27 protein-coding genes are annotated in these 25,253 nt (G+C 59.1%); 17 read left to right on the forward strand and 10 right to left on the reverse strand.

Features of this window, described 5'->3' with window-relative positions:
- Positions 1-90 precede the first annotated feature (90 nt).
- The 9 genes from I6E74_RS08915 to glpK all read left to right on the forward strand — a co-directional run bounded on the left by I6E74_RS08915 (position 91) and on the right by glpK (position 8,253).
- The gene (locus tag I6E74_RS08915; protein WP_231601178.1) at positions 91-774 is read left to right on the forward strand and encodes a GAF and ANTAR domain-containing protein; all 684 of its coding nucleotides are present in this window, start codon (positions 91-93) and stop codon (positions 772-774) included.
- A gap of 29 nt (positions 775-803) precedes the next feature.
- Entirely contained in the window at positions 804-1,544 is a 741-nt protein-coding gene (locus tag I6E74_RS08920; protein WP_197124851.1) for a GAF and ANTAR domain-containing protein, read from the forward strand.
- Positions 1,545-1,651: 107 nt separating this feature from the next.
- On the forward strand, positions 1,652-2,848 hold the full coding sequence (locus tag I6E74_RS08925; RefSeq protein ID WP_197124853.1) for an NAD(P)(+) transhydrogenase (Re/Si-specific) subunit alpha: 1,197 nt from the start codon (positions 1,652-1,654) through the stop codon (positions 2,846-2,848).
- Entirely contained in the window at positions 2,848-3,171 is a 324-nt protein-coding gene (locus I6E74_RS08930) for an NAD(P) transhydrogenase subunit alpha (RefSeq protein ID WP_197124855.1), read from the forward strand. The genes I6E74_RS08925 and I6E74_RS08930 overlap by 1 nt, the downstream gene beginning before the upstream one ends.
- A complete protein-coding gene (locus I6E74_RS08935) occupies positions 3,168-4,589 on the forward strand; it encodes an NAD(P)(+) transhydrogenase (Re/Si-specific) subunit beta (RefSeq protein WP_197124857.1) in 1,422 nt (473 codons plus the stop codon). The genes I6E74_RS08930 and I6E74_RS08935 overlap by 4 nt, the downstream gene beginning before the upstream one ends.
- Positions 4,590-4,654: 65 nt before the next feature.
- Positions 4,655-5,728, forward strand: a complete 1,074-nt coding sequence (locus tag I6E74_RS08940) for a 2,3-butanediol dehydrogenase (protein WP_197124859.1) — start codon at positions 4,655-4,657, stop codon at positions 5,726-5,728.
- Positions 5,718-6,164, forward strand: coding sequence for a pyridoxamine 5'-phosphate oxidase family protein (locus I6E74_RS08945; protein ID WP_197124861.1), 447 nt, complete (start codon positions 5,718-5,720; stop codon positions 6,162-6,164). The genes I6E74_RS08940 and I6E74_RS08945 overlap by 11 nt, the downstream gene beginning before the upstream one ends.
- A 130-nt stretch (positions 6,165-6,294) precedes the next feature.
- A complete protein-coding gene (locus I6E74_RS08950; protein ID WP_197124863.1) occupies positions 6,295-6,666 on the forward strand; it encodes a YchJ family protein in 372 nt (123 codons plus the stop codon).
- A 78-nt stretch (positions 6,667-6,744) separates the two neighbouring features.
- On the forward strand, positions 6,745-8,253 hold the full coding sequence (glpK, locus tag I6E74_RS08955; RefSeq protein WP_197124865.1) for a glycerol kinase GlpK: 1,509 nt from the start codon (positions 6,745-6,747) through the stop codon (positions 8,251-8,253).
- Here glpK and trpD read toward each other — a convergent pair.
- Positions 8,250-9,305, reverse strand: coding sequence for an anthranilate phosphoribosyltransferase (trpD, locus tag I6E74_RS08960; protein ID WP_197124867.1), 1,056 nt, complete (start codon positions 9,303-9,305; stop codon positions 8,250-8,252). The genes glpK and trpD overlap by 4 nt on opposite strands.
- Positions 9,306-9,383: 78 nt before the next feature.
- On the opposite strand from trpD, the gene I6E74_RS08965 reads away from it, so the two are divergent.
- The 6 genes from I6E74_RS08965 to I6E74_RS08990 all read left to right on the forward strand — a co-directional run bounded on the left by I6E74_RS08965 (position 9,384) and on the right by I6E74_RS08990 (position 15,753).
- Positions 9,384-10,019: a heme-copper oxidase subunit III gene (locus I6E74_RS08965; protein WP_197124659.1), complete on the forward strand. Its 636-nt coding sequence runs from the start codon at positions 9,384-9,386 to the stop codon at positions 10,017-10,019.
- A gap of 16 nt (positions 10,020-10,035) precedes the next feature.
- A complete protein-coding gene (locus I6E74_RS08970) occupies positions 10,036-10,848 on the forward strand; it encodes a c-type cytochrome (protein ID WP_197124661.1) in 813 nt (270 codons plus the stop codon).
- 39 nt (positions 10,849-10,887) lie between these two features.
- On the forward strand, positions 10,888-11,964 hold the full coding sequence (locus I6E74_RS08975) for a ubiquinol-cytochrome c reductase iron-sulfur subunit (protein WP_197124870.1): 1,077 nt from the start codon (positions 10,888-10,890) through the stop codon (positions 11,962-11,964).
- A complete protein-coding gene (locus I6E74_RS08980; RefSeq protein WP_197124872.1) occupies positions 11,961-13,577 on the forward strand; it encodes a ubiquinol-cytochrome c reductase cytochrome b subunit in 1,617 nt (538 codons plus the stop codon). Before I6E74_RS08975 ends, I6E74_RS08980 begins: the two co-directional genes overlap by 4 nt.
- Positions 13,578-13,771: 194 nt before the next feature.
- A complete protein-coding gene (locus I6E74_RS08985; protein ID WP_197124874.1) occupies positions 13,772-15,052 on the forward strand; it encodes an Nramp family divalent metal transporter in 1,281 nt (426 codons plus the stop codon).
- Complete coding sequence (locus I6E74_RS08990; protein ID WP_197124876.1) at positions 15,049-15,753, forward strand: metal-dependent transcriptional regulator; 705 nt, start codon at positions 15,049-15,051, stop codon at positions 15,751-15,753. Before I6E74_RS08985 ends, I6E74_RS08990 begins: the two co-directional genes overlap by 4 nt.
- Before the next feature lie 60 nt (positions 15,754-15,813).
- On the opposite strand, the gene I6E74_RS08995 is transcribed toward I6E74_RS08990, so the two are convergent.
- From I6E74_RS08995 to I6E74_RS09020, 6 genes are all read right to left on the reverse strand, one after another.
- Positions 15,814-16,275, reverse strand: a complete 462-nt coding sequence (locus tag I6E74_RS08995) for a GNAT family N-acetyltransferase (protein ID WP_231604857.1) — start codon at positions 16,273-16,275, stop codon at positions 15,814-15,816.
- Positions 16,244-16,666, reverse strand: a complete 423-nt coding sequence (locus I6E74_RS09000; RefSeq protein ID WP_197124878.1) for a cytochrome c oxidase subunit 4 — start codon at positions 16,664-16,666, stop codon at positions 16,244-16,246. Before I6E74_RS09000 ends, I6E74_RS08995 begins: the two co-directional genes overlap by 32 nt.
- Positions 16,667-16,669: 3 nt before the next feature.
- Positions 16,670-18,349, reverse strand: a complete 1,680-nt coding sequence (gene ctaD / locus I6E74_RS09005) for a cytochrome c oxidase subunit I (RefSeq protein WP_197124880.1) — start codon at positions 18,347-18,349, stop codon at positions 16,670-16,672.
- A gap of 5 nt (positions 18,350-18,354) precedes the next feature.
- Positions 18,355-19,233: a cytochrome c oxidase subunit II gene (gene coxB, locus I6E74_RS09010; protein ID WP_307784435.1), complete on the reverse strand. Its 879-nt coding sequence runs from the start codon at positions 19,231-19,233 to the stop codon at positions 18,355-18,357.
- A gap of 116 nt (positions 19,234-19,349) precedes the next feature.
- Positions 19,350-19,706 carry an iron-sulfur cluster assembly accessory protein gene (locus tag I6E74_RS09015; protein ID WP_197124882.1) on the reverse strand — a complete coding sequence of 119 codons (357 nt, stop codon included), beginning with the start codon at positions 19,704-19,706 and terminating at the stop codon, positions 19,350-19,352.
- Between the two features lie 9 nt (positions 19,707-19,715).
- The gene (locus I6E74_RS09020) at positions 19,716-21,134 is read right to left on the reverse strand and encodes a dipeptidase (RefSeq protein WP_197124884.1); all 1,419 of its coding nucleotides are present in this window, start codon (positions 21,132-21,134) and stop codon (positions 19,716-19,718) included.
- A 39-nt stretch (positions 21,135-21,173) separates the two neighbouring features.
- Between I6E74_RS09020 and I6E74_RS09025 the strand changes: the two genes are divergently transcribed.
- Complete coding sequence (locus I6E74_RS09025) at positions 21,174-21,755, forward strand: DUF3043 domain-containing protein (RefSeq protein WP_197124886.1); 582 nt, start codon at positions 21,174-21,176, stop codon at positions 21,753-21,755.
- A 32-nt stretch (positions 21,756-21,787) separates the two neighbouring features.
- Here I6E74_RS09025 and I6E74_RS09030 read toward each other — a convergent pair whose 3' ends face one another.
- The 3 genes from I6E74_RS09030 to hisD are packed head-to-tail and all read right to left on the reverse strand — an operon-like array spanning position 21,788 to position 24,671.
- Positions 21,788-22,822: a quinone-dependent dihydroorotate dehydrogenase gene (locus I6E74_RS09030; RefSeq protein ID WP_197124887.1), complete on the reverse strand. Its 1,035-nt coding sequence runs from the start codon at positions 22,820-22,822 to the stop codon at positions 21,788-21,790.
- Between the two features lie 56 nt (positions 22,823-22,878).
- Positions 22,879-23,337, reverse strand: coding sequence for a transcriptional regulator NrdR (gene nrdR / locus I6E74_RS09035; protein ID WP_197124888.1), 459 nt, complete (start codon positions 23,335-23,337; stop codon positions 22,879-22,881).
- Between the two features lie 20 nt (positions 23,338-23,357).
- Positions 23,358-24,671 carry a histidinol dehydrogenase gene (gene hisD, locus I6E74_RS09040; RefSeq protein ID WP_197124889.1) on the reverse strand — a complete coding sequence of 438 codons (1,314 nt, stop codon included), beginning with the start codon at positions 24,669-24,671 and terminating at the stop codon, positions 23,358-23,360.
- A 67-nt stretch (positions 24,672-24,738) separates the two neighbouring features.
- Between hisD and I6E74_RS09045 the strand changes: the two genes are divergently transcribed.
- Positions 24,739-25,251, forward strand: coding sequence for a flavin reductase family protein (locus I6E74_RS09045; protein WP_197124890.1), 513 nt, complete (start codon positions 24,739-24,741; stop codon positions 25,249-25,251).
- Positions 25,252-25,253 lie beyond the last annotated feature (2 nt).

Genomic DNA, 25,253 nt, shown 5'->3' on the forward strand with positions numbered 1-25,253 from the left:
TAAACTCTCACCCGGAAGGTAAGCACCTTCCGAACTCGTCCACACCCTGCCTGAGTTCTTGATTGAGTGACCATCTCGTTGAAGGCCATTATGCTTTCGAATCCAGAAGTTTCAGCAACACCGGCGCCAGCTGACGATTGCCTCTGCTCGCCTTTCGCAACGACGCTCAACGTCACCGGCGTGGCAATTTCAGTCATCGATGAATACGGAAACCAATTGACCGTCTGCGTCAATGGCCGCCTTGCTGCACGATTGGATGCTCTTCAATTTGAGCTTGGCGAAGGACCAGCGCGGCAAGCACTCTCTAGCCGCTCCCCCGTGTTGTGGCCTGATCTCGATCAGGACTCTGAAACAGGATGGCCCGTTTTCCAGAATGCCGCGCGCGAGCTCGGTGTCCGCGGAGTTTTCAGTTTTCCGCTCGTGCTCGGCAACGCCGTCGTCGGAGCAGTCAACTTGAGCACAACCACGCCTCACGAGGCCGACGCCGATTTCGTTTCGAATGCTCAAAGCATGGCAAATAATGTCGCGCTCACGGCCGTTGAACGGGCACTTCACGCTGCTCAACGACACAGTTCGCCAGAGACTGAACAAGCACCAGCCCTTCGGCGCGAAGTCCATCAGGCCACGGGCATCATTATTTCGCAGTTAGGTCTCTCCGCTCCGGATGCCTTTGCCCGGCTGCAAGCCCATGCATTCTCTACTGGGCGCCCCGTCGATGATGTAGCACGTGACCTAGTTACGCGCGTGCTTGAGTTCGATCCCGTCACCGAATAACCACCTCCCCCGCAGGAAAGAAGGATCAGATGGACGGCACAACCCGCGAGGCCCAGATCAGTGCAGCGTTCGTTACCGTTGCAGAAACGCTTACCGCCGAACACGACATGGTGGATGTTCTCCACACCTTTGTGGAACGGTGCGCAGAGATTGTGCGCATGGATGCCGGCGGCCTAGTGCTGGTCGATGATGCTGATGATCTCCAACTCATGACGTCGACAAGCGAAGCGGCGATGATGCTGGAGAGTATGCAGCTCGCTGACGCAGCAGGCCCATGCATCGAGTGTTTTCGCACAGGAGAAGCGGTCGCCATCAACGATATTTCTACGTCAGTGGCGTGGCCCGAATTTTGTGCTACTGCCGTTGATCAGGGGTTCAATTCGCTGTTGTCGATCCCAATGAAAGTTCACGGCAGGGTTATCGGCACGATGAACCTCTTTCGTGCGGCGAGTGAAGCGGTCAGTTCACGCGATGCGGCTGTGGCTCAGGCCCTCGCCGACGTTGCGACAATCGGAATCACTCACGAGCGAGCCCTTCACCAAGCGCAGGTCGTCGAAGAGCAGTTGCAGAACGCTTTGAACAGTCGAATTGCCATTGAGCAGGCCAAGGGAGTAATCGCGAATGGGCTATCGCTCAGCATGGATGACGCGTTCGTTCTCCTCCGCAAATACTCCCGGGACTGCAATCTCACGCTACGGGCGGCGTCAGAGATGGTGAGCCGACGCGAGATCACGGTGCAACACATTGTCGCCGCGGCGACCAGAGGCTAACCCTCTCAGCATCTATTCAGATTCGGGCGGCGAACCCGGGTGTACGCTTTAACTAGTTGCTCCAGACCTTGGCAGCGGAATTTGTTCCGTTTCGACCAAGGATGGCAATGGCCAACTCAGATACAAGCCTGACCATCGGGGTTCTCTCCGAAAAAACCTCGCGTGAGCACCGCGTCGCTCTCGACCCGAGCGCAACCAAGCAGCTCATTCAGGCAGGGTTCTCGGTGCTTATTGAAGCCGGGTGCGGTTCAGACGCGAGCTTTACCGATGAGAGCTACCTCTCCGCCGGGGCCACTCTCGCCGCGCGATCTGAGATTATCGCGTCGTGCGATGCACTCGCCGCCCTATCCCTCCCCGCGTCAGACGTCACTAACGCTCTTTCGTCGGGCAGCGCTGTCATTGGACTTCTTGACCCTCTCAATAACCTCGACCGGGTCTCTACGTTGGCGGCTCAAGGGCTCACGCTCGTGGCGCTCGAATTGCTTCCCCGAACTCTGAGTCGTGCCCAGCAGATGGATGCGCTCAGCTCTCAGTCGAGCGCGGCAGGATATCGAGCGGGCATCGTGGCCGCCGAAAAATTCGGTCGCTACTTGCCCATGATGATTACGGCATCCGGAACCGCGACTCCCGCGAAGGCGATCGTGATTGGAACAGGTGTTGCTGGGCTCCAGGCCATTGCCACGACCAAGCGCCTCGGTGCCGTGGTCACCGGCTACGACGTTCGCGCAGCCTCCCACACCGAAGTCGAATCGCTCGGCGCCAAGTTCCTCACGTCGTCCGTTGCGGCCGGCGCTGGTGAAGGCGGCTACGCCCGCGCAATGACCGCCGAAGAGCAAGCGATCCAACAGAAAGAACTTGCGGATGCTCTCGTCGCCTTCGACATCATCATCACGACCGCAAAAGTGCCGGGCCGCACTCCCCCGCTGCTGGTCTCGCAAGACACTCTCGCCGAGTTGAAGCCCGGTACCGTCTGCGTCGACCTCGGTGCGAGCGACAAGGGTGGAAATGTCTTCGGCTCAATCGATGGGGAGACTTTCACGACGGCGAACGGTGTCGTCGTGGTCGGCGGTGGCAATCTCGCCGCTGATCTTCCTGCCTCGTCCTCGCTAATGTACGGCCGCAACATCACCGCTGTCGTCGAAGCACTCGCCCCCGCTGGCGCCATCGTGATCGATCCGGCCGACGAGGTGCACAAAGCCATCGTCGTTTGTCATTCGGGAGATGTGGCAAATGCGGCGGTACGCACAGCCCTCAACCTCGATCCCCTCGACTCCACCGAAACTGTGAAAGCTCAGGCCAACTGATGGAAACCTTGTACAGCAACCTCGCGATCTTCGTTCTCGCGCTTCTCGTGGGCGTCGAAGTGATCGGCAAGATTCCCTCGACGCTGCACACCCCGATGATGTCGGGCTCTAACGCCATCCACGGGGTCGTAATCGCTGGTGCCGTTGTCACGGCATCACTCGCTGACTCCCCTGCCGGCTACATCCTGACCTTCATTGCGGGTGCCTTTGCTGCCGCGAACGTATTCGGAGGCTATGTCGTCACTGACCGAATTCTGAAAATGTTCACGCGGCCCACACCTCCTAAAACCGTCGACACCACCACAACGGAGGACGCATCATGACCGGTTTCCAGTTCCTCGTCGGAATTCTCTATCTACTGTCGGCATCGCTCTTCGTCGTGGGGCTCCACATGATGCGGGCACCCGCGACTGCCCGAAACGGTAACCGCCTCTCTGCTGTCGGCATGGTTATTGCGGTCCTCGCGACGATTGTGCTTGCCCTCGTTGTCGATGGCGGCGAATGGATTGCGTGGGTTGCCCTCACCGCAGGCGTGCTCGTCGGTGCAGTGTTCGGGGTTTATCGTGCTCGCACCGTAAAGATGACCGATGTCCCTCAACTCGTGAGCGTGTTCAACGCCGTCGGAGGCAGCGCGGCTGCCGCAATTGCCTTCGCCGCGTTCATTCTCGCGACGAGTGCCGATCCCCTTGAATTGACGGTCTCTATCCCCGTCGTGCTCGATGTCCTCATCGGCTCAATTACCTTCTCCGGCTCGCTGATCGCGGCCGGAAAGCTCCAGGGCATCATCCCGGGCAATCCCGTCACGTTCCCCGGTTCGCGTCTGCTCAATGCGCTGGTTGCAGCGATCGCGCTCGGTGCGAGTGTTGCGGCAGTGATGCTTCCCCACAACACGCTGTTGCTCTTGGTAGTGCTCGTGACCGCACTCATCCTCGGCATTCTTATGGTGCTGGCGATTGGTGGCGCCGATGCTCCCGTCGTCGTGTCGCTCCTCAACGCGCTGACCGGCCTCGCCGTGGCCATGGCTGGCTTTGCGATCGACAATCAGGCGCTCATCATCGCGGGTGCCTTGGTCGGCGCAGCGGGCACCATCCTGACGCTGCAAATGGCGCAAGCGATGAATCGCTCCGTGCTCTCGATCATCGTCGGAGGCTTCGGCACCGGCGAGACTACGGCGACGGCAGGACCCGCGGCTGAGGATCTCGCCAATGTGCGGAGCCTCACCTCCGATGATGTCGCCATTCAACTCGCCTATGCGCAACACGTGCTGATCGTGCCTGGCTACGGACTCGCCGCAGCCCAAGCCCAACACGAAGTCGCGGAGCTTGCTGCCCTGCTCATGGCGCATAACATCGACGTCAAGTACGCGATTCACCCGGTTGCCGGCCGTATGCCAGGCCACATGAATGTGCTGCTGGCCGAAGCCAACGTGCCCTACGAACAAATGCTCCAGCTCGACGAGGCAAATGCAGCGTTCGACAACTGCGATGTTGCTCTCGTAATCGGCGCCAACGACGTCTGCAACCCGGATGCTCGAAAGCCAGGCAATGCCGTCTCCGGGATGCCCATTCTCGACGCCGACCATGCCAAAGCCGTTGTCGTCATCAAGCGGTCGATGCGGCCTGGCTACGCGGGCATCACGAACCCGCTGTTCACCGATCCCAAGACGGGGATGCTCTTTGCGGACGCCAAGAAGGCGCTCAAGGACATCACCGTCGCTGTCAAAGAATATGTCTCGGCCTAAACCGAGCAGGAGCCGCCCGGCTTCGTTTTGTCTCCATCCGCTCTCCGTACAGAAAGAAGAAAACCATGAAGGCAGCACGTTTCCACGGTCGCAAAGACATCCGCATCGATGACATTCCGAAACCAGAGCTTCGCCCCGGCGCAGTCGCTATTGATGTCGCGTGGTGCGGCATCTGTGGCACAGACCTTCACGAATATCTCGAAGGCCCGATCTTCATCCCCGCAGCGGGGCATCCGCACCCGCTGACTCACGAAGAAGTACCCGTGACTATGGGGCACGAATTCTCAGGAACAATCACTGCACTTGGCGAAGGAGTCACCGATCTCACTGTCGGCGAGAACGTGGTCGTGGAGCCGTACTTCGTGTGCGGCGAGTGCGCCCCTTGTCGCGCTGGCAACTACAATCTCTGCACCAAAATGGGCTTCATCGGGCTGGCTGGTGGGGGCGGTGGTTTGAGCGAAAAGATCGTCGTTGAACGTCGCTGGGTTCACCCCATCGGTGACATCCCCCTCGATCAGGCCGCGCTCATTGAACCCCTTGCTGTCGGCCATCACGCGTTCGTGCGCAGTGGCGCGAAAGCCGGAGATGTCGCTTTCATCGGTGGCGGAGGCCCTATCGGTCTCCTCCTCGCTGCTGTGCTCTCTGCCGAAGGAATCACCGTCATTATGTCTGAGCCAGGCACGGCGCGGCGCGAAATGGCGCTCTCTACAGGGGTCGCCGATCACGTGATTGACCCCAGCGTTGAGGATGCCGTAGCCAAGGTCATGGAATTGACCAACGGAGTCGGCGCCGACGTCGCATTCGAGTGCTCGAGCATCAACGCCGTACTGGACCAGCTTTTTGATGCGGTGAAGCCGACTGGCGTGATCGTCAACGTTTCCATCTGGGGACACCCGGCACAGCTGGACATGCAAAAACTGGTGCTCAAGGAAATCGATCTGCGCGGAACCATTGCCTACGCCCACGATCACCCTGCAACTATCGCGCTCGTTCAAGAAGGCAAGGTCAATCTGGCGCCGTTCATCACGGGTCGGATCCACCTCGACAAACTCATCGACGAGGGCTTCATGACGCTGATTGATCACAAAGAAACAGCCGTCAAGATCATTGTTCGTCCGGAGGTCAGCAATGTCTCATGACATGAGTGAAGCCGGCTGGTCCCCGCAGGGTCCTGTCATTGAGCTCTCCGATCAGGCAAGCCTGGATCTGCTTGCCAGCAAGAGCTTTGGTCATCTCGCCCTCAGCAATGAGGGGCGCCCGGACATCTTCCCGGTCAACTATTACTGCGACAAGAAAACAATTCTGTTTCGCACCGCATCGGGTTCAAAACTTCACGAACTCACCGAGAACATGCATGTTGCGTTCGAAGTTGATGTGAAGACTCCGGATGACGTGTGGAGCGTCGTAGCTCGAGGCCTGGCAACAGTACTCGATGACGCCTCGCAGGTATCAGCTCAAGCGCTCAAGACGTTGCCCGATTGGGTTCCCGTCGAGTCTTTCGTCTACATCCTGATTGAACCAGAATCCATCCGCGGCCGCCTGTTTGAGCGCCGCCTAGCGATAGGACATAGCTAATGGCAACAGAAATGCTCTTTTGCGTCGACCATAACGGCACGTGTGAGCTCACCACTCCCACGTCCGGCGACGGCGAGACCGACGAGAACGACTAAACGCACGGCACTCCACAACTAGTTACTCTGGGGGGATGAAAGCATGCCCCTGCCAATCGTTGGAAACCTACGACGATTGCTGCGGCCGATTTCACCGCGGCGAGGCACTTGCTCCCACCGCTGAACGACTGATGCGGTCGCGCTACAGCGCCTACGTCCGTGGCGAGACCGACTATTTGCTGCAGACGTGGCATCCGTCTACTCGCCCGGCAACGCTCGAACTCGATGCGGATGTGCGCTGGTTTCGCCTCGAGATCGTCGCGCGCACCGGCGGCAGCATGTTTGATTCGCAGGGCACTGTCGAATTTCGTGCTCATTACCGCAACGACGGCAGCGCCGACCAGCAACACGAAAACAGCAGTTTCGTGCGCGAAAATGGTGCGTGGCTCTATGTCGACGCTGTCTAGGTGACGTGGTTTTGGCAACACGGCTCAGGCAACGCGGTTTCGGCGCCGTAGAGCTCGACGGATAACTAAGGAGAACCGGTGAACTACATACTCTCGATCGATCAGGGCACCACCAGCACCCGCGCGATTATTTTTGACCACGACGGCAAGCCGGTCACTTCAGGTCAGCTCGAGCACGACCAGATCTTCCCCAAGGCGGGCTGGGTCGAACATGATCCGGCCCAAATCTGGCTCAATACCCGTGAAGTCATCGGCCAAGCTCTCTCGAAAGCAAACGTGACTCGCCACAGCATCGCCGCTGTCGGCATCACCAACCAGCGTGAAACCGCCATTATCTGGGACCGCACGACCGGCGAACCCGTCTACAACGCGATCGTCTGGCAAGACACCCGCACGCAGGCCATCATCGACCGCATCGCCGAGGGTGACACCGACAAGTTCAAGAAAATCACCGGCCTTCCCCTCGCCACCTATTTTTCGGCATCCAAAATTGTGTGGATGCTCGACAACGTCGACGGAGTTCGCGAGCGTGCCGAGGCGGGCGAACTCGCCTTCGGAACCCCCGACTCGTGGGTGCTCTGGAATCTCACGGGCGGTCCCGACGGCGGAGTTCACGCCACCGATGTCACTAACGCGAGCCGCACGCTGTTGATGGATCTTGAAACGCTGACCTGGAGCGACGAGATTCTCGCTGAACTAGGCATTCCGGCGTCGCTCATGCCCGAGATCCGCAGCTCTTCCGGGGTTTTCGGCACTGTTTCCAGCGCAAGCCTGCTGCGCGAAGTGCCTGTTGCCGGCATTCTGGGCGACCAGCAAGCAGCCACCTTTGGCCAAGCCGCTTTTGACGCGGGCGAGTCCAAAAACACTTATGGCACCGGCAATTTCTTGCTGACAAACACGGGCACTGACATCGTGCGTTCGCAGAACGGTCTCATCACGACTCTTGCCTATCAACTGGGCGACGAGGCTCCTCGCTATGCGATTGAAGGATCGATCGCGGTGACGGGCTCACTGATCCAGTGGCTGCGCGACAACCTCGGCATTATTTCGCGTTCCGAGGAGGTTGAAACGCTCGCCGCATCCGTCGACGACAACGGCGGCGTCTACTTTGTGCCCGCGTTTTCAGGACTTTTTGCACCCCATTGGCGCCCGGATGCCCGGGGAGCGATTCTCGGACTCACCCGTTTTGTGAACAAGGGCCACATTGCGCGTGCCGCACTCGAGGCCACAGCGTTCCAAACCAGCGACGTCATCGAGGCGGCCAACGCGGATGCTGATGTTGCGATGACGGAACTGCGAGTGGACGGTGGAATGGTGGCCAATTCCGCGCTTATGCAGTTTCAGGCCGACATCCTCAACATGCCGGTCATCCGCCCCCAGGTCGCAGAGACAACAGCCTTGGGCGCGGCCTATGCTGCGGGACTCGCAGTTGACTACTGGAGCGGCCTCGATGAACTGCGCGATCGCTGGAGCGAGGGCGAGCGTTGGGAGCCCCAGATGGATGACGCCGAGCGAGAGCGCCTCATTCGCAACTGGAAAAAGGCCATCTCCAAGACCCTTGACTGGGTCGACGAAGATACCGACTAGCGGTTCGTGGCCGCGACCCACTCATCGAGTTTCGTGGCGGCCAAGCCTGAATCGACGACGTGCTCGGCGCGCTCAAGCTGCTCTTTCAACCGTGCGAGCAATGGGCGCTGACTTTGTTCGGGATCTTTCGCCAGCTCAAACGAGGCGAATCCGGCCGCAGCGTTCAGCAGCACGACGTCGCGCGCTGGCGACTTCTCCCCCGCCAAAATTGAGCGAATGACCTGGGCGTTGTACTCAGGATCCTTGCCCAACAACGCTTCGATCGGCGCCCGCGGGATGCCCAATTCCAGAGGATCAAGGTCGTGTTCGGTCACGAATCCCCGCGACACTTCCCAGACGTGACTGTGGCCGGTGGTCGTTAGTTTGTCGATTCCGTCGTCGCCGCGGTACACCAGCGCCGTCGCACCGCGTGTCTGGAACACGCCCACGAGAAGACTCACGCGTTCGCGACTACCGACACCAACAGCCGAGGCCTGCGGGCGGGCGGGGTTACAGAGCGGTCCAAGAATGTTGAACAGCGTGGGGATCCCAAGTTCGCGACGCGTCGGCCCAGCATGCGCGAAACCGGGGTGAAATAGGGCGGCGTAGACAAAGGTAATGCCGACTTCGTTGAGCACTTCGGCTACCCGCTCCGGGGTGAGGTCGAGGTTGAGCCCCAGAGCACTCAACACATCGGATGCACCGCTCTTGCTGCTCGCGGCACGATTGCCATGCTTAATCACGGGCACGTCCCCCGCTGCCGCAATAATCGAGGCGACGGAAGAGATATTCAGCACGGCACCGTAGGGGTCTCCACCGGTGCCGACGATGTCCAAAGCCATGGGATCTACGGGCAGCGGCACGGCACTCGCCAAAGCAGCATCCCGAAAACCAACAATCTCGTCGACTGTCTCACCCTTGATCCTCAAAGCGATCAACATCGCTGCTAATTGAGCGGATGTTGCTTCTCCGTTCATAACGGATTTCATCGCCCACTCAGCTTGGCTGATTGACAAATCAGTGCCGGAAACAAGGGTTGTAAGGATTTCTGGCCAAGTTGGGGATGCAGACATGAGTGAAATCCTACCGATCCTGAGCCGACAGGCCGGAGATTGAAAAACTTACGCCCAGTTATCAGCCATAATAGATACGTGACCACAGCTGCCCTCAACCGCTCTCTTGGAGCCCAGTCTGTCCAGCGACCGAACACTGTTGCGGTCGGTACCATCGTTTGGCTTGGTAGCGAGGTGATGTTCTTCGCCGGCCTTTTCGCCATCTACTTCACTCTGAAGTCGACGTCCCCCGAATTGTGGGCGGAGCAGACTGCCAAGCTCAATGTGCCATTTGCGACCCTGATCACGATCATCCTCGTGCTCTCATCGGTCACGTGCCAGTTTGGCGTCTTCGCCGCTGAGCGCATGCAAGTGCGTCGCACAGGCAAGCTCTTCGACATGCGTAAGTGGGGAATGACGGAATGGTTCTTCCTTACCTACTCCATGGGCGCAGTCTTCGTCACCGGTCAGGTCTTCGAGTACGCCACGCTGGTTTCTGAACACGTGAGCCTCTCGAGCGACTCCTACGGCTCGGCGTTCTACATCACCACCGGGTTCCACGGACTTCACGTCGCCGGTGGCCTCATCGCCTTCTTGCTGGTTCTCGGTCGCGGATTCGCAGTCAAGAACTTCGGACACAAAGAGGCAACAAGCGCAATTGTTGTTTCCTACTACTGGCACTTTGTCGACGTAGTGTGGATCGGCCTCTTCCTCATCATCTACGTGCTCAAATAAGAACGGAATAGACGTAATGGCCACCAAGGCAGCTCGCGCGTCACGCAGGTCACAACCTGTCGGTCGACGCCATCCTCTTGCGACTGTAGCCCTCCTGCTCGTTGGTTTACTGGGAACGGGCGGCGCATACGCGCTGTTCACCTCGAGTGCAACGGCAGAGACCAGCGCATCCGCCGAAGCACTTGTTGAAGAAGGCGGAAAGCTTTTCGCCGCTAACTGTGCAACGTGTCACGGTCTGGACCTCGAAGGCACCACCCAAGCCCCTACGCTGATCGGCGTTGGCGCTGCAGCGACCGACTTCCAAGTGGGTACTGGCCGCATGCCACTAGCCATTTCGGGCCCACAAGCAGAACAGAAGCCCGTTCAGTTCACTGAAGAGCAGATTCAGGCTCTCGCGGTCTATGTTGCTTCCCAGGGCCCCGGCCCAGCGATTCCCGCTGACATGTACCTCACCGGGGAAGGCTATGACGTCTCCAACGGTGCCGAACTGTTCCGCATCAACTGCGCAATGTGCCACAACGTTGCCGGTGCTGGTGGCGCGCTTACCGAGGGCAAGTTCGCTCCAGCGCTCGCTGACGTGACTGCCAAGCACGCCTACGAGGCAATGCTGACGGGCCCGCAGAACATGCCCGTGTTCAACGACACGAATCTCACGCCTGAAGAAAAGGCCGACATCATCACGTACCTCAAGTACCTCGATGAGACGCCCTCTGTTGGTGGATTCACGCTTGGATCACTTGGCCCCGTTTCTGAGGGTCTGTTCATCTGGATCTTCGGCCTTGGCGCGATCGTGGCAATCACGGTCTGGCTCACGGCTAAATCAAACTAGTTAGCGACCGCTGTACAGCGGACGGTTGAAGGGATAAGAATGGCAGACGACCACGGCGATACCGCCGGCAGCACCGCTGCGGGTAAGGACGTCGAGCAGCACGGGGCTCCTGCGCACAGCGCAGGTACCGCCGTCGTCGCAACCGACGAGGTACCCAACCCGGGGTTCCCCCCGCATCGCCCACGCGTAACGGATCTCGACCCCAAGGTTGACAAGCAACAGGAACGCCGCGTTTCGACGATGTTCCTCCTCTCCATTGTGGGAAGTGTGCTTGCTGTTGTCGCTTACTTCGTGTTCCCGATTGAGCCCGGAAACATGCAGTCGGTGCGTAACAACACCCTGTTCCTGGGTCTCGGCATCACGCTGGGTCTACTCGGCATCGGCATCGGTGCCGTTCACTGGTCCAAGGCACTTATGCAGGGTCACGACCTTGTGGAGCAGCGCCACGGAACTCGAGGCAGCGAAGAAACTCGCGCTAAGGCCGTCGAGGTATTCACTCTCGGCAACAAAGACTCCGGGTTTGGCCGTCGCACACTGTTGCGTCGCTCGCTCATCGGTGCCCTCGTTGTCACCCCGCTTCCCGCAATCGTGTTGTTCCGTGATCTCGCTCCGGCCGACAACCCGGTCACGCTTCTCAAGCACACCTTCTGGGAAGAAGGCATGCGGTTGACGCGCGACCCAAGCGGAACCCCCATCAAAGCATCGGACCTCACCATTGGTTCAGCCTTCCAAGTCATCCCTGAAGGCCTCAACGACTCTGAGCACCGCATCGAGGAGAAGGCGAAAGCCTCAGTTCTCCTCGTGCGCCTCAAGCCAGAAGATCTTGAGGTATCGGAGGGTCGCGAAGACTGGAACTACGACGGCATCGTTGCTTACTCCAAGATTTGCACTCACGTTGGATGCCCGGTTGCACTTTACGAACAGCAAACGCACCACCTGCTGTGCCCGTGCCACCAATCACAGTTCGACATCAAGCGCGAAGCAGCCGTTATCTTCGGCCCAGCGAAGCGTCCACTTCCGCAATTGCCGATCACGGTCGACTCAGAGGGCTACCTCATCGCTAAGAGCGACTTCACTGAGCCCATCGGTCCAAGCTTCTGGGAGCGCAAGCTATGACAACCACCCCCGCCCAGGACGTACAGCCCAAGACTCGCGGACAGCGTTTCACGGGAGCTGCTGCCAACTACATTGACGAGCGCACCAGCATCTCTGGCCTCGTCAAAGAGGTAGGTCGCAAGATCTTCCCCGACCACTGGTCGTTCATGCTCGGAGAGGTTGCTCTCTACAGCTTCATCGTCATTCTTTTGTCGGGAACGTTCCTCACGTTCTTCTTCGAAGCCTCGATGGTTGAAGTCCACTACGAAGGCTCCTACGCGCCGCTCAAGGGCATCGAAATGTCGGCCGCTATGGCATCGACGCTCGATATCTCCTTCGACATCCGCGGCGGACTCCTGATGCGCCAGATCCACCACTGGGCAGCTCTGCTGTTCGTGGCATCCATCGGTCTGCACATGCTCCGCGTGTACTTCACCGGTGCATTCCGCAAGCCCCGTGAGATCAACTGGTTCATCGGCTTCGTACTCTTCGTACTCGCGATGGCCGAGGGCTTCACCGGCTACTCGCTCCCCGATGACCTGCTCTCCGGTAACGGTCTGCGCATCATCGATGGAATGGTCAAGGGAATTCCGGTCATCGGTACGTGGATCTCTTACCTGCTGTTTGGTGGAGAGTTCCCCGGCGTCGACATCGTCAGCCGCCTGTACATCCTGCACATCATGCTGCTGCCGGCGATCATCATCGCTGCAATCGGTATTCACATGCTGCTGCTCGTGATCAACAAGCACACCCAGTTCGCTGGCCCCGGTCGCACCAACGACAACGTCGTCGGCTCCCCCGTCATGCCTGGCTTCGCTGCGAAGGCTGGTGGATTCTTCTTCATCATCTTCGGTGTCATTACGCTGATCGCTTCGACGTTCTCGATCAACCCGGTGTGGGTCTACGGCCCCTACGACCCCTCCCCTGTTTCGGCAGGTACCCAGCCTGACTGGTACATCGGATTCGCCGACGGCGCACTCCGACTCGTTCCGCCAGGGTGGGAAACCGAGTGGTTCGGCTTCACGTGGTCGTTCAACATCATCGCTCCATTGGTGATCTTGGGCCTCTTCATTGCGATCGTTGCCTTCTACCCCTTCATTGAGGCGTGGATCACCGGCGATAAGCGTGAACACCACATTGCTGACCGTCCTCGCAACGCTCCGACCCGTACCGCAATCGGTGCTGCTGGCGTCACGTTCTACGCAGTCCTTTGGGCCGCCGCGAGCTCTGACCTCTTGGCTACGCACTTCAAGTTATCCATCGAAGGAGTGATCCACTCCTGTCAGGCGCTGCTCATCTTCGGACCGATCATTGCCTACTTCATTACGAAGCGCGTGTGCTTGGGTCTGCAGAAGAAGGATCGCGAGATCGCTCTTCACGGCTACGAATCGGGTCGCATCGTGCGCTTGCCGCACGGTGAATACATCGAGGTGCACGAGCAGCTCGACGACTACGAACTGTGGAAGCTCGTCAGCTACGAGGACTACAAGCCGCTCATGGTGCGTCCGGACGCTCAGGGCCGCATCACCGTCGGACAACGCTTCCGGGCATCCGTCTCGCGCTGGTTCTTCGAAGATCGCATCGCGCCGGTGTCGCAGAAAGAAATCGAACAGTCCAAAGACGAGCACCACTAAAGCTGCTCCCCCTGAATGACTGTTGTGGGCCTTACCGAACTAGTTTCGGTAAGGCCCACACTCGTTTAACCAGGCGCGCATACTCGATGCCGAGGGCTGGTCGGGCACCAAGTCTTCTTCATCGATCACACTCAGAGTGACGGCGCGAGAGCTAGCTGGCGAAGGGAACTCATAAGTTAAGTTAGTTTAACTTTATGAGTGATGTGCGTGCTGAGCGGGTTCCCGAGCCGTCGCTCCCCCAGCCATCGGCCCATAGTCCTCGGCCAGAAAAACGACTTCTCTTTCTCCTCGGCCCCGCGTTTGTCGCCGCAATCGCCTATGTCGACCCTGGCAATGTTGCAGCCAACCTGACAGCGGGCGCCAAATACGGCTACCTACTCGTCTGGGTGCTTGTCGTCGCCAACGTGATGGCGGTCCTGATCCAATACCTCTCCGCAAAACTGGGCTTAGTCACAGGCAAAAGCCTGCCCGAACTGCTCGGCGAGCGGTTACCTCGGAGCGGACGCTTACTTTTTTGGGTACAAGCGGAAGCTATTGCCGCTGCCACCGATCTCGCCGAGGTAATTGGTGGAGCGATTGCCCTTCACATTCTCTTCGGGCTCCCCCTGCCACTCGGGGGATTGATTATGGGCGTTGTCTCCACAGCTTTGCTTTCGGTGCAATCACGACGGGGGCAGCGACCATTCGAATTCGTGATCATCGGCCTTCTTGCCGTTGTCACCGTGGGGTTCGTTGCAGGCCTCGTCGTCAGCCCACTCTCCCTCAGCGAACTCGTTGGCGGCCTCGTACCTCGATTCCAAGGAACTGAGACAGTTCTCCTGGCCGCGAGCATGCTGGGTGCGACGGTGATGCCACACGCAATCTATCTTCACTCCGGACTTGCACGCGACAGACACGGCGCAAGCATCGACGCTACGCGCATTACTCATCTTCTTCGGGCAACTCGCTGGGATGTACTGATCGCGCTCGTCATCGCTGGCTCGGTCAACATCGCCATGCTGCTTCTCGCAGCTTCGAGCCTTCGCGGCGTCGAGGGGACCGACAGCATCGAGGGAGCTCACGCTGCGATTGTGGCGGCGCTGGGACCCGTTGTCGGCATCGTTTTCGGCATCGGGCTGCTTGCTTCCGGACTAGCCTCCACGTCAGTAGGCTCCTACGCAGGGTCACAGATCATGGCCGGCCTCCTCCACCTCAGAGTGCCACTGCTACTACGACGCGTCGTCACTCTGATTCCCGCGCTCATCGTGCTTGCGATCGGCTTCGACCCCACTAGCGCTCTGGTGCTCAGTCAGGTTTTCTTGAGCATTGGAATCCCTTTCGCCTTGATTCCACTCGTCGCGTACACCCAGAACAGAAAACTCATGGGCGAGTTTACGAACCCCCGTGTTGTCACTTGGCTCGCGTGGATCGTGACCGCGCTCATCGTGCTGCTCAACGTAATTCTGATTGCGCTGATTATCGTGGGTGAATCATGAGTGGGGCGATCCCGCACGAGCAGCCCACCGATGTCGACGCCATAAGTTTTGTAGCACAGGACTACCTGAAGGCGATCTGGAGCGCCACTGAATGGGGCGATCCGCCGATCACCACGAAAGCACTCGCTGCCCGCTTCGGAACCAGCCCCGCCAATGTCACCGACACTCTGCACCGCCTCGCAGCGCAGCAGCTCGTCGACTATCGGCCCTATAAGCCTGTCCAGCTTACGAAGACGGGCGCGCGTCTTGCGATAGCAATGGTGCGACGACACCGCATCATCGAAACGTTCTTAGTCACGACTCTCGACTACGGGTGGGATGAAGTCCACGACGAAGCGGAACGACTCGAGCACGCCGCGACAAACACGCTGATAGACCGGATGGACGCCTTGCTCGGGTTCCCCACGAGCGACCCGCACGGTGACCCCATACCCACCGCAGAAGGCCACACGAACACTGCACGGGGCGCCATCCGTCTCGCTAGCGCTGCACCGGGACGTTACCGGGTGCAGAGAATTTCCGATGCGGAGGCCGCCAACCTCGAAATAGCCGTCACGCTTCAGGTTGCACCGGGGAGAGTCGTCGATACGCACAGCGCCGATGGAGAGTGCTACCTCACGACGGCCGACGGTTCGCAGGCGGTCCCTGCGACCTTCGCAGGTGCAGTATGGGTCACGCGGATCGATCCGTCAGCACCATAACCTTCAGCGAACCAACATTCGACACAGTCAACGTTGTGAACCGACACACGAATCGTGGCTTTAGTCGAAAACGCGCTTGAGAAAGTCAGCAGTCGACATGTACCCGATACGCTCAAAGAAGTCAGCGGAGCCACGACTGGGCACAGTGAGCTGGCGTACGCCGCGTTCGAGGCATACGGCCTCGACGGCTTCTACTAACCGTGTGCCAATACCGGTGCTCTGAACGGTGCCATCAACAACGAGTTCCTGAAGCTGTGCGGAACTGCCGTTGGTGTGCAGCAGATGTGCGATCGTCGCGAACGCGTAGCCGACAACAATGCCGTCCGTCTGTTCGGCGACCAATAGGAGCGTTGTCGCGCGATCCTCGACTGCGTGCACGAAGGCGGAGTCGAACGCAGCCCGGTCGGGTGCGTACTCAGTTCCCAGTTGTTTCAGCAACTCGAATACGGAGGCCGCATCGTTCGCGGTCGCAGAACGAATCTGCACAGATTTAGCGGGCGAAGTATCCGCGGTAGTACTCATACGTCCACCCTACGAGGCTAACGACGAGAATACCTCCGCCGATGAATGCGATCCACGGTCCAATAGCGACGCCCAAGAAAACGAGCGAGGCAGCGCCGGCAAGCACGATTGGCCACCAGCTCCAGGGGCTGTAGTGCCCCTGCTCGGCTTCGCCGTCTTCGATATTTGCATCGAGACGGTCCTCAACGAGTTCGCCGCCCTGAGCCGCGTGCACCTTGCTCAAGTAGAAACCGATGAGAAGGAACAACAGACCGCTCAGCAGCAGAGTGATCGTGCCGACCCACTCCACGCGCTGGTGGTTCGCGTCGAGGAGCGACCAGGTCGTGTAAAGACCGGAGAGGAAGAGGAAGAAAACCGTGAGGATCCAGTACAGCTTGACGTTCGCGTTCATCGGTTACTTCACCTTCTCATCTGCAAGGTCATAGACAGGAGCGTCAGGCGCATCCTTACCGGGACCAATACCAACAGGGATGCCTGCTTCAGGGTGGTTCAGATCGAAGGCAGGAGATTCGGAACGAATCCGCGGGATCGACGTGAAGTTGTGACGCGGGGGTGGGCAGCTTGTAGCCCACTCGAGCGATCGCCCGTAGCCCCAAGGGTCATTTACCGTGACCTTGGGAGCCTTGCGCGTGGTCATGTACACGTTGAAGAGGAACGGGATCATCGACACCGCAAGGATGAATGCACCAATGGTCGAGACCTGGTTCATCCACGTGACCCCATCTTCAGCAAGGTAGGTGCGGTAACGACGCGGGAGCGCCACTACGCCAGCCCAGTGCTGAATGAGGAACGTCATGTGGAAACCGACGAACAGCAACCAGAAGTGAATCTTGCCAAGACGCTCGTTGAGCATCTTGCCGGTCCACTTGGGCCACCAGAAGTAGAAACCACTGAACATGGCGAACACAACGGTTCCGAATACGACGTAGTGGAAGTGAGCCACAACGAAGTAGGTGTCAGAAACGTGGAAGTCGAGCGGCGGACTAGCGAGGATAACGCCGGTCAGTCCGCCGAAGGTGAAGGTCACTAGGAAGCCGATAGCCCAGAGCATGGGGGTCTCAAAAGTGATTGAGCCTCGCCACATTGTGCCGACCCAGTTGAAGATCTTCACACCTGTTGGTACCGCGATGAGCATCGTCATGAGTGAGAAGAACGGAAGCAAGACTGAACCGGTCACGTACATGTGGTGAGCCCACACTGTTACTGACAGGGCAGCAATCGAGATTGTTGCGTACACGAGTGTGGTGTAACCGAAGATCGGCTTGCGGCTGAAGACAGGGAATACCTCAGAGACAATTCCGAAGAACGGAAGCGCAATGATGTACACCTCAGGGTGGCCAAAGAACCAGAAGAGGTGCTGCCACAACAGAACTCCACCATTGGCGGGGTCATAGATATGGGCGTCGAATACACGGTCAGCGCCGAGTCCAAACATTGCGGCGGCCAGAACCGGGAACGCCATGAGAATGAGCAGCGAGGTTACGAGCGTGTTCCACGTGAAGATAGGCATGCGGAACATCGTCATGCCAGGAGCGCGCATCGTGATGATCGTGGTGATGAAGTTGACGGCACCCAAGATCGTGCCGAAACCACTCATTGCGAGACCGAACACCCAGAGGTTTCCGCCGATTCCCGGAGAGAACGTGGTGCTCGACAGCGGCGCGTAAGCAAACCAACCGAAAGATGCCGCACCTTGAGGGGTGAGGAATCCAGCGACAGCGATCAGCGAACCGAAGCTGTAGAGCCAGTAAGCGAACGCGTTCAGTCGCGGGAACGCGACGTCAGGAGCACCGATCTGAAGCGGCATGAGAACGTTCGCGAACCCAGCAAACAACGGAGTAGCGAACATCAGCAGCATGATCGTGCCGTGCATCGTGAAGAGCTGGTTGTACTGCTCACCCGTTGCCACGATCGACAGACCCGGCTCAAAGAGCTGGGCACGGATGACAAGCGCCATCACACCGCCGAGAAGGAAGTAGAAGAAAGAAGTGATCAGGTACATGTACCCGATGGTTTTGTGGTCGGTCGAGGTGATCCAGTTCACCAAGACGTTGCCCTTACGTTCGACGCTCATGAGCCCTATTCCTCGTCGCTGCTGCCGTTGCCGGGCAAGTTCTGGTTCACGTTGTAATCAAGACCGAGTTGACCTTCGAAGCCAGCAGCACGCTGTGCGTCGATGTAGTCCTCGTATTCGGCCTCGGAGACGACCTTCACAGTGAAGAGCATGAGCGAGTGGTATTCACCACACAGCTCAGCGCACTTGCCCTGATAGGTGCCTTCCTTGGTCGGGATGAAGTACATGTAGTTGGTTTTACCGGGCAACATGTCCTTCTTGTACAAGAAGTCCACGACCCAGAACGAGTGAGCGACATCACGCGCCTCTACCTTGATCTCGACCTTCTTGTCGACAGGGAGAACCAGTTGCGGCAACGAGTCAACGTTGATGGTGCCATCGGGGTTGAAGTCTGCTTGAACACCGGGGCTGTAGACGTTTTCGTCGACGTAGTTGAAGTCCCACGCCCAGCGCTTGCCGATGACCTCAATCTGGACATCCGGGTTGACTTCAACAGCTTCAATAGCCGCCTGGTCACGCGCGGTAAAAGCAAAGAAGCCAAGAACCAAGATCAGCGGAACAACCGTGTAGAAAATCTCGATCGGCATGTTGTAGCGCAGCTGAACGGGAAGGCCGGTCTGTCCGCGGCGGCGGCGGTAAACAACTGCGGCCCAGATGATGAGGCCCCACGTGATGACACCAACGATCAGAAGAACGATCCATGATGTGACCCAGAGGCCAATCACGCTACTCGTGTGGTTGGTGGTGTCTGGACTTCCTGGCAGATATCCCTGCAACTGGTCCTGAGTACAGCCGGTCAGGACCAACATCGTAACCAGAGCGAGTGGAATCGCTGCCAATCGAATTCGGCGGTTAGAGCGCACCTGTGACCTCTCGAAGAACACGGACTAATACCTTTCCAGTGTATATGCAGCGAGAGGGGGTAGTGATTACCGGCTCGCCCCGCACAAGCGAAAAGGTGCACCGAATCGGCGCACCTTCTCAAAAAATTGCTATGAAATTAGTGAAAACTGTCGCCACAGGCACAGCTGCCTTCGGCGTTGGGGTTGTCAATAGTGAACCCCTGCTTCTCGATCGTGTCTTCAAAGTCGATGCTCGCACCCTCGAGGTACGGAACACTCATCTTGTCAACGACAACCTCGACACCTTCGCCGAAATCACGGCTCACGTCGCCGTCAAGGATGCGCTCGTCGAAGTAGAGCTGATAAATGAGTCCCGAGCATCCGCCCGGCTGCACAGCCAATCGCAGACGTAGGTCGTCACGACCCTCTTGCGACATGAGGCTACGAACCTTGTTCGAGGCAGCCTCCGTGAGCGCGACCCCGTGGGTGGCAGTTTCAACAGCGGATTCAGTCATGACGTAATTCTACGCCCGCCGTTCCAACTTTGCGAGCAGCAGCGCCTCGGTGAGGATAGCGCGCTTGAAAACGCCGAGATGAAGGGACTCGTTGGGACTATGTGCTCGCGACTCTGGGTCTTCAACACCCGTCACCAGAATCTGGGCTTCTGGGAAAACTTCGACAAGATCTGAAATGAACGGGATGGAGCCGCCGATTCCCGTCTCCAACGGTTCATTTCCCCACGCCTCACGCATGGCGGACTTGACGACGTCGACCGCCCAACCGCTGGTGTCGACGAGGAACGGGCTGCCAGTGTCGATATCGGAGAGCTCGAGATGCGCACCGAACGGCGCATGTGCGACTAGGTGGCTGCGAAGAGCCTCGAAGGCCGCCTCCGCATCTTGCCCTGGTGCGATACGAGCACTCACCTTGACCGTGACGGTGGGTGCCAGAGTGTTTGAGGCGTTCTTGACGCTGGGCGCGTCGATGCCGGTAACAGTGATGGCCGGCTTGTCCCACAGCCTGCTCAGCACGCTGCCGGTGCCCACCGACGTGACTCCCTCCAGCAGCCCCGCTTCGTGGCGGAGTTTCTCTTCGCTGAACTCCGGCGTCTCGGATTCGCGACTCGTGAGCCCGTCGACGGCCACAGCACCGTTCTCGTCATGGAGCGTCGCGAGCAACTTGATAGCAGCGAGCATCGCATCCGGAACCGCTCCCCCGAACATTCCCGAGTGAGAGGCATGCGCCAGCGTAGACACCTTCAGCTTGAAGGTCACGTTGCCGCGGAGGCCAACCGTGAGCGACGGCGTGTTCACATCCCAATTGTCGGAGTCCGCAACCACGATCACATCAGCCGCGAGCTTGTCGCGGTTCTCGACGATGAAGTTAGCAAACGATCGCGAACCAAATTCCTCTTCGCCCTCGAAGAAAGCAACGAGGCCGAGATCAAAATCGGGCCCGACGGTGTCAACGAAAGCGCGGATGGCCGCAACATGCGCCATGATCCCCGCCTTGTCGTCAGCCGCGCCGCGACCGTAGAGACGATCACCCCGCACCGTCGGCTCGAAGGGAGGCGAATCCCAGTCGGCATCCTGACCGGGAGGCTGCACATCGTGGTGCGCGTACAAGAGGATGGTGGGCTTTCCGTTCTTCGCCTTGCGCGTGGCAAGTACAGCCGGATGCCCGAGCGTGTCGCCATCAATCGGCGCCTGAGCCAGCTCAACGGTGTCGAAAACTCCAATGCCGTCGATCAACGCTCGCGCAGCTTCAGCACTGCGAGCGACCTGATCTGAATCGAAGCCGTCCCACGACACTGAAGGGATACGAACCAGCGTTGACAGCTCCGCAATCGTGGTAGGTAAAGCGCCGTCAACAGCCTCAGTAAGGGCAACGAGCAAAGGATCGGGAGTCGTCGACGCTGACGTCGGCTGCGGCGTGTGAGTCATACGAGTAATCTTAGATCGACACCAACGCAAGGAACCCCCGTGGCAAAAGCATCTTCGACCGAAAACACCCCTAATCCTGAGAACTCCGACGCGAACGACAGCGCCAGTTCAGGCAAGGGCCGCCCCACCCCCACACGCAAAGAGCGCGAGGCGGCAAATCTGCGCCCGCTGGTCTCCAACGACCGCAAAGAAGCTAAGCGTACTGCTCGGGCCCAAATGCAGGTCGAACGCGAACGAGCTCGCGTAGGTATGGCGAACGGCGAAGAAAAATACCTGCCGATCCGCGACCGCGGTCCGCAGAAGCGTTTCGTGCGCGACTACGTCGACGCACGTTTCAACGTGGGCGAGTTGCTTGTCCCCGTGATGTTCGCGGTGATTATCCTCACGTTTATCAACGACCCCACGATTCAAGCCCTCGGCTTGCTCTTCCTGTGGGGCTTCTTCATCATCGCCGCAATCGACGCCGTTCTACTCGGATTGCGCTTGCGCAAACTGATCAACGCCAAATTTGGTGAGTCTCGCGCCGAGCGCGTGCGCTGGTACGCCGCAATGCGTTCGCTTCAGCTGCGCATCATGCGCTTGCCGAAGCCTCAGGTTAAGCGCGGTCAGTTCCCGAGCTAGTCGCAAGGCCGGCCGATTCCTTGGGGAATCGGCTATCCAGCGTTCTCTGCCCTCAACAGTTTCGAGAGACCGCGATTGATCGAGCGCGCCCAGAACGGGCCGCGATAGATAAAGCCGGTGTACCCCTGAACGAGCGTCGCTCCCTCACGGAGACGCTCAGCGACATCCGCAGCTGTTTCGACTCCGCCGACTGAAATCACACAGAAATCGGCAGGAACAACACTGCGGATGATGCGCAGAAGCTCGAGTGAGCGAGCAGCAACAGGCTTGCCAGACACTCCCCCGGCTCCGGCGGCCTCAACGACGTCGGCAGGGGTCGCAAGGCCCTCCCGCGACAGTGTGGTGTTGGTGGCGATGATGCCGTCGAGTTCGTCGACCGCAAGCTGAGCGATGGCCCGAGCCTCGTCATCCGTAACATCAGGGGCAATCTTGACCAGGACAGGAGTCTTGCCGGCAGCCGACTTCACCGCAACCAACAACGGCTTGAGCTTGTCAATCTCTTGGAGACCGCGCAGCCCCGGGGTGTTGGGCGAACTCACGTTCACTACCAAGTAGTCCGCGAGCGGCGCGAGGGCGCGAGTGCTCGAGAGGTAGTCCGCGACGGCATCGTCGACGGCGACAACGCGCGACTTGCCAATGTTGATGCCAATGATGGGACGCCCAGCACGCCTGCGCGCTCGCTCAATCACCATCGAAGCCTTGGACGCTCCCGCGTTATTGAAGCCCATACGGTTGATGACGCCGCGATCGGCGACAAGCCGGAATAACCGCGGCTTGGGATTGCCCGGCTGCGGAAGGGCCGTGATCGTGCCGACCTCAACATGGCTGAACCCCAGCTGCCCGAGACCTTGGATGCCAGCGCCCGATTTGTCGAAGCCAGCAGCCACACCGAACGGTGAGCTGAACGTGAGCCCCAGAGTCTTCACCTCAAGCGCGGGATCAGCCGCCCCCTGCACAAGCTTTCCTACACCGATGACAGGAAGCGCCTTGATCACCGAAAAGGCGAGCGAATGCGCAAACTCAGGATCAAGTCGCTTAAGAACGGTGCGGAAGAAGAAGTCGTACATAGCGAACGGTGCTCTCAGCGTTAGAAGGCGGGAAACAGCGAAACCGGATGGTTTAGTTAGGAGGCGGTGCCGTGATCCAACCGCAATTGGCTGATCGCGGCATCGAAATCATCGAGCGAATCAAACGCCTGATACACGCTGGCGAAGCGCAAGTACGCGACCTCATCGAGATCGCGCAGCGGCGAAAGAATCGCTAGGCCAATCTCGTTGGCGTCGATCTGAGCGGTGCCGGTCGCACGAATCGCTTCTTCGACCTTCTGTGCCAGCACAGCGAGGTCGGTATCGGTGACAGGTCGCCCCTGGCACGCCTTGCGCACGCCGCTCACGATTTTCTCGCGGCTGAAAGACTCCACAACACCGTTGCGCTTGATGACATTCAATGAAGCGGTTTCGGTGGTCGAGAAACGACGACCACACTCGGGGCACTGCCGGCGGCGACGGATCGAAAGACCATCATCGCTGGTGCGCGAATCAACAACCCTGCTGTCAGGATGCCTACAAAAAGGGCAATACATAGTCCCTTAAGAGTACCCGGTTAGCGGTCGCGGAACCGTTCACTCACAGCCGAACCGTGGGCAGGAAGATCTTCAGCAGAGCTCAACGCGACAATGTGCGGTTCGAGCTCCCGAAGAGCGTCGTGGCTGTAGCGAATGATCTGCTGTGGGCGAAGGAAGGTGTATGCCCCCAGCCCTGAAGAGAAGCGTGACTGACCGCCGGTGGGGAGCACGTGATTCGAGCCAGCGAGGTAGTCCCCCAAGCTCACGGGTGACTGGTCACCCAAGAAAATTGCCCCGGCGTTATCGATCATGTCGAGCACAGCGCCAGACTCTTCCGTCTGAATCTCGAGGTGCTCCGGGCCATACGCATTGCTGAGCGCGGCAGCGGCCGCCATATCGCTTACCAAGACGATCGCAGACTGCTGACCGGCGAGAGCAACGCTCGCGCGCTGAGAGTGTGGTGTCACGGCCAGTTGCTCGGCCAAGTGCGTGCGCACAGCATCCGCAAGTTCTTCGGAATCTGTGACGAGCACGGCAGCGGCAAGTTCATCGTGCTCGGCCTGACTGAGCAAGTCGGCAGCAACAAGCCGAGGATCAGCCGAAGCATCGGCAATGATCAGGATCTCGGTGGGACCAGCTTCGGAATCGATACCCACCACGCCACGCACGGCACGCTTGGCCGCGGCAACGTAGACGTTTCCCGGACCAGTGATGATGTCGACAGGGTCGAGCCCCAATTCTTGGACACCATAGGCAAACGCGCCGATCGCACCGGCGCCGCCCATCGCATAAACCTCATCAACGCCAAGCAGACCGGCTGCACCAAGGATCGTCGGGTGGACTGCTCCACCGAACGCGCGTTGCGGCGGAGAAGCAAGCGCCACCGACGAGACACCAGCTACTTGCGCCGGAACGACATTCATGATCACGCTCGACGGGTACACAGCTTTACCACCGGGAACATACAGACCCACACGGTTGACGGGCTGCCAGCGCTGAATAATTTCAGCACCGTCTCCCAGCTGAGTCATCATCGCCGGAGGTACTTGCGCTTTGCTCGCGGTGCGCACGCGATCGATGGCAAGTTCGAGAGCCTCACGCACGGCAGGTTCGAGCGCCCGCGTGGCGCGCGTGATCTCATCCGCATGAATGCGAACACGCTCAGGAAGAACGCCATCGAGACGCTCGGCCTGGTCGAGCAATGCTTGCTCGCCATGTTCACGCACATCCTCAATGAGTTGGATGGCTGCAGCGGACGCGACAGACACGTCCATCTCAGCGCGCGGGATGACGCGAGAAAGTTCCGCACGGCTGAGAGCGGTGGACCGAAGATCAATAGTATTCAGTGACATGGCTCAACCATGCTAGTTCGTTATCTGCAAGGAATTCGCCCAAGCCAATTAGGGTTGTAGTAAGCACATGGAAAATTCAGAAGCAGCAGACGGAATCGACGCCTTCAAAGGTGCCTTCAGACGACACGCGGCCGGCGTCGCCGTGATCACATCGCTGGCACCCGACGGGCGTCCAGTTGGCTTTACCGCCACGTCTCTCGCCTCACTTGCTGCGGTGCCACCGCTTGCTACGTTCAACATGGCGCAAGTCTCCAGCTCGTGGCCAGCCATCACCGTTGGCAACATGGTCGCCATCCATATGCTGGGCCCCCGTAGCCGTCACCTTGCCGAGAAGATGGCAGCCGATCACGAGCTGCGATTCGTGGGCGATCACTGGCACGCCGGCGAGAAGGGCCTGCCGTTGCTTGAGGAAGCGACCGCTATCGCGATCGGACACATCGTTGACGTTCATCCCGTGCACAACAACGCTGTCGTCGTCGTCGAAATTGACCACGGCACGCTTGGAGCGGAAGACGAAGCGCTGCTCTACCACGAGCGCACCTATATGCGCCCGGTCGAGCTAACGGACGACGAGAACTAACT

This window comes from Salinibacterium sp. SWN139 (genome assembly GCF_015864625.1).
Taxonomy (GTDB): Bacteria; Actinomycetota; Actinomycetes; order Actinomycetales; family Microbacteriaceae; genus Rhodoglobus.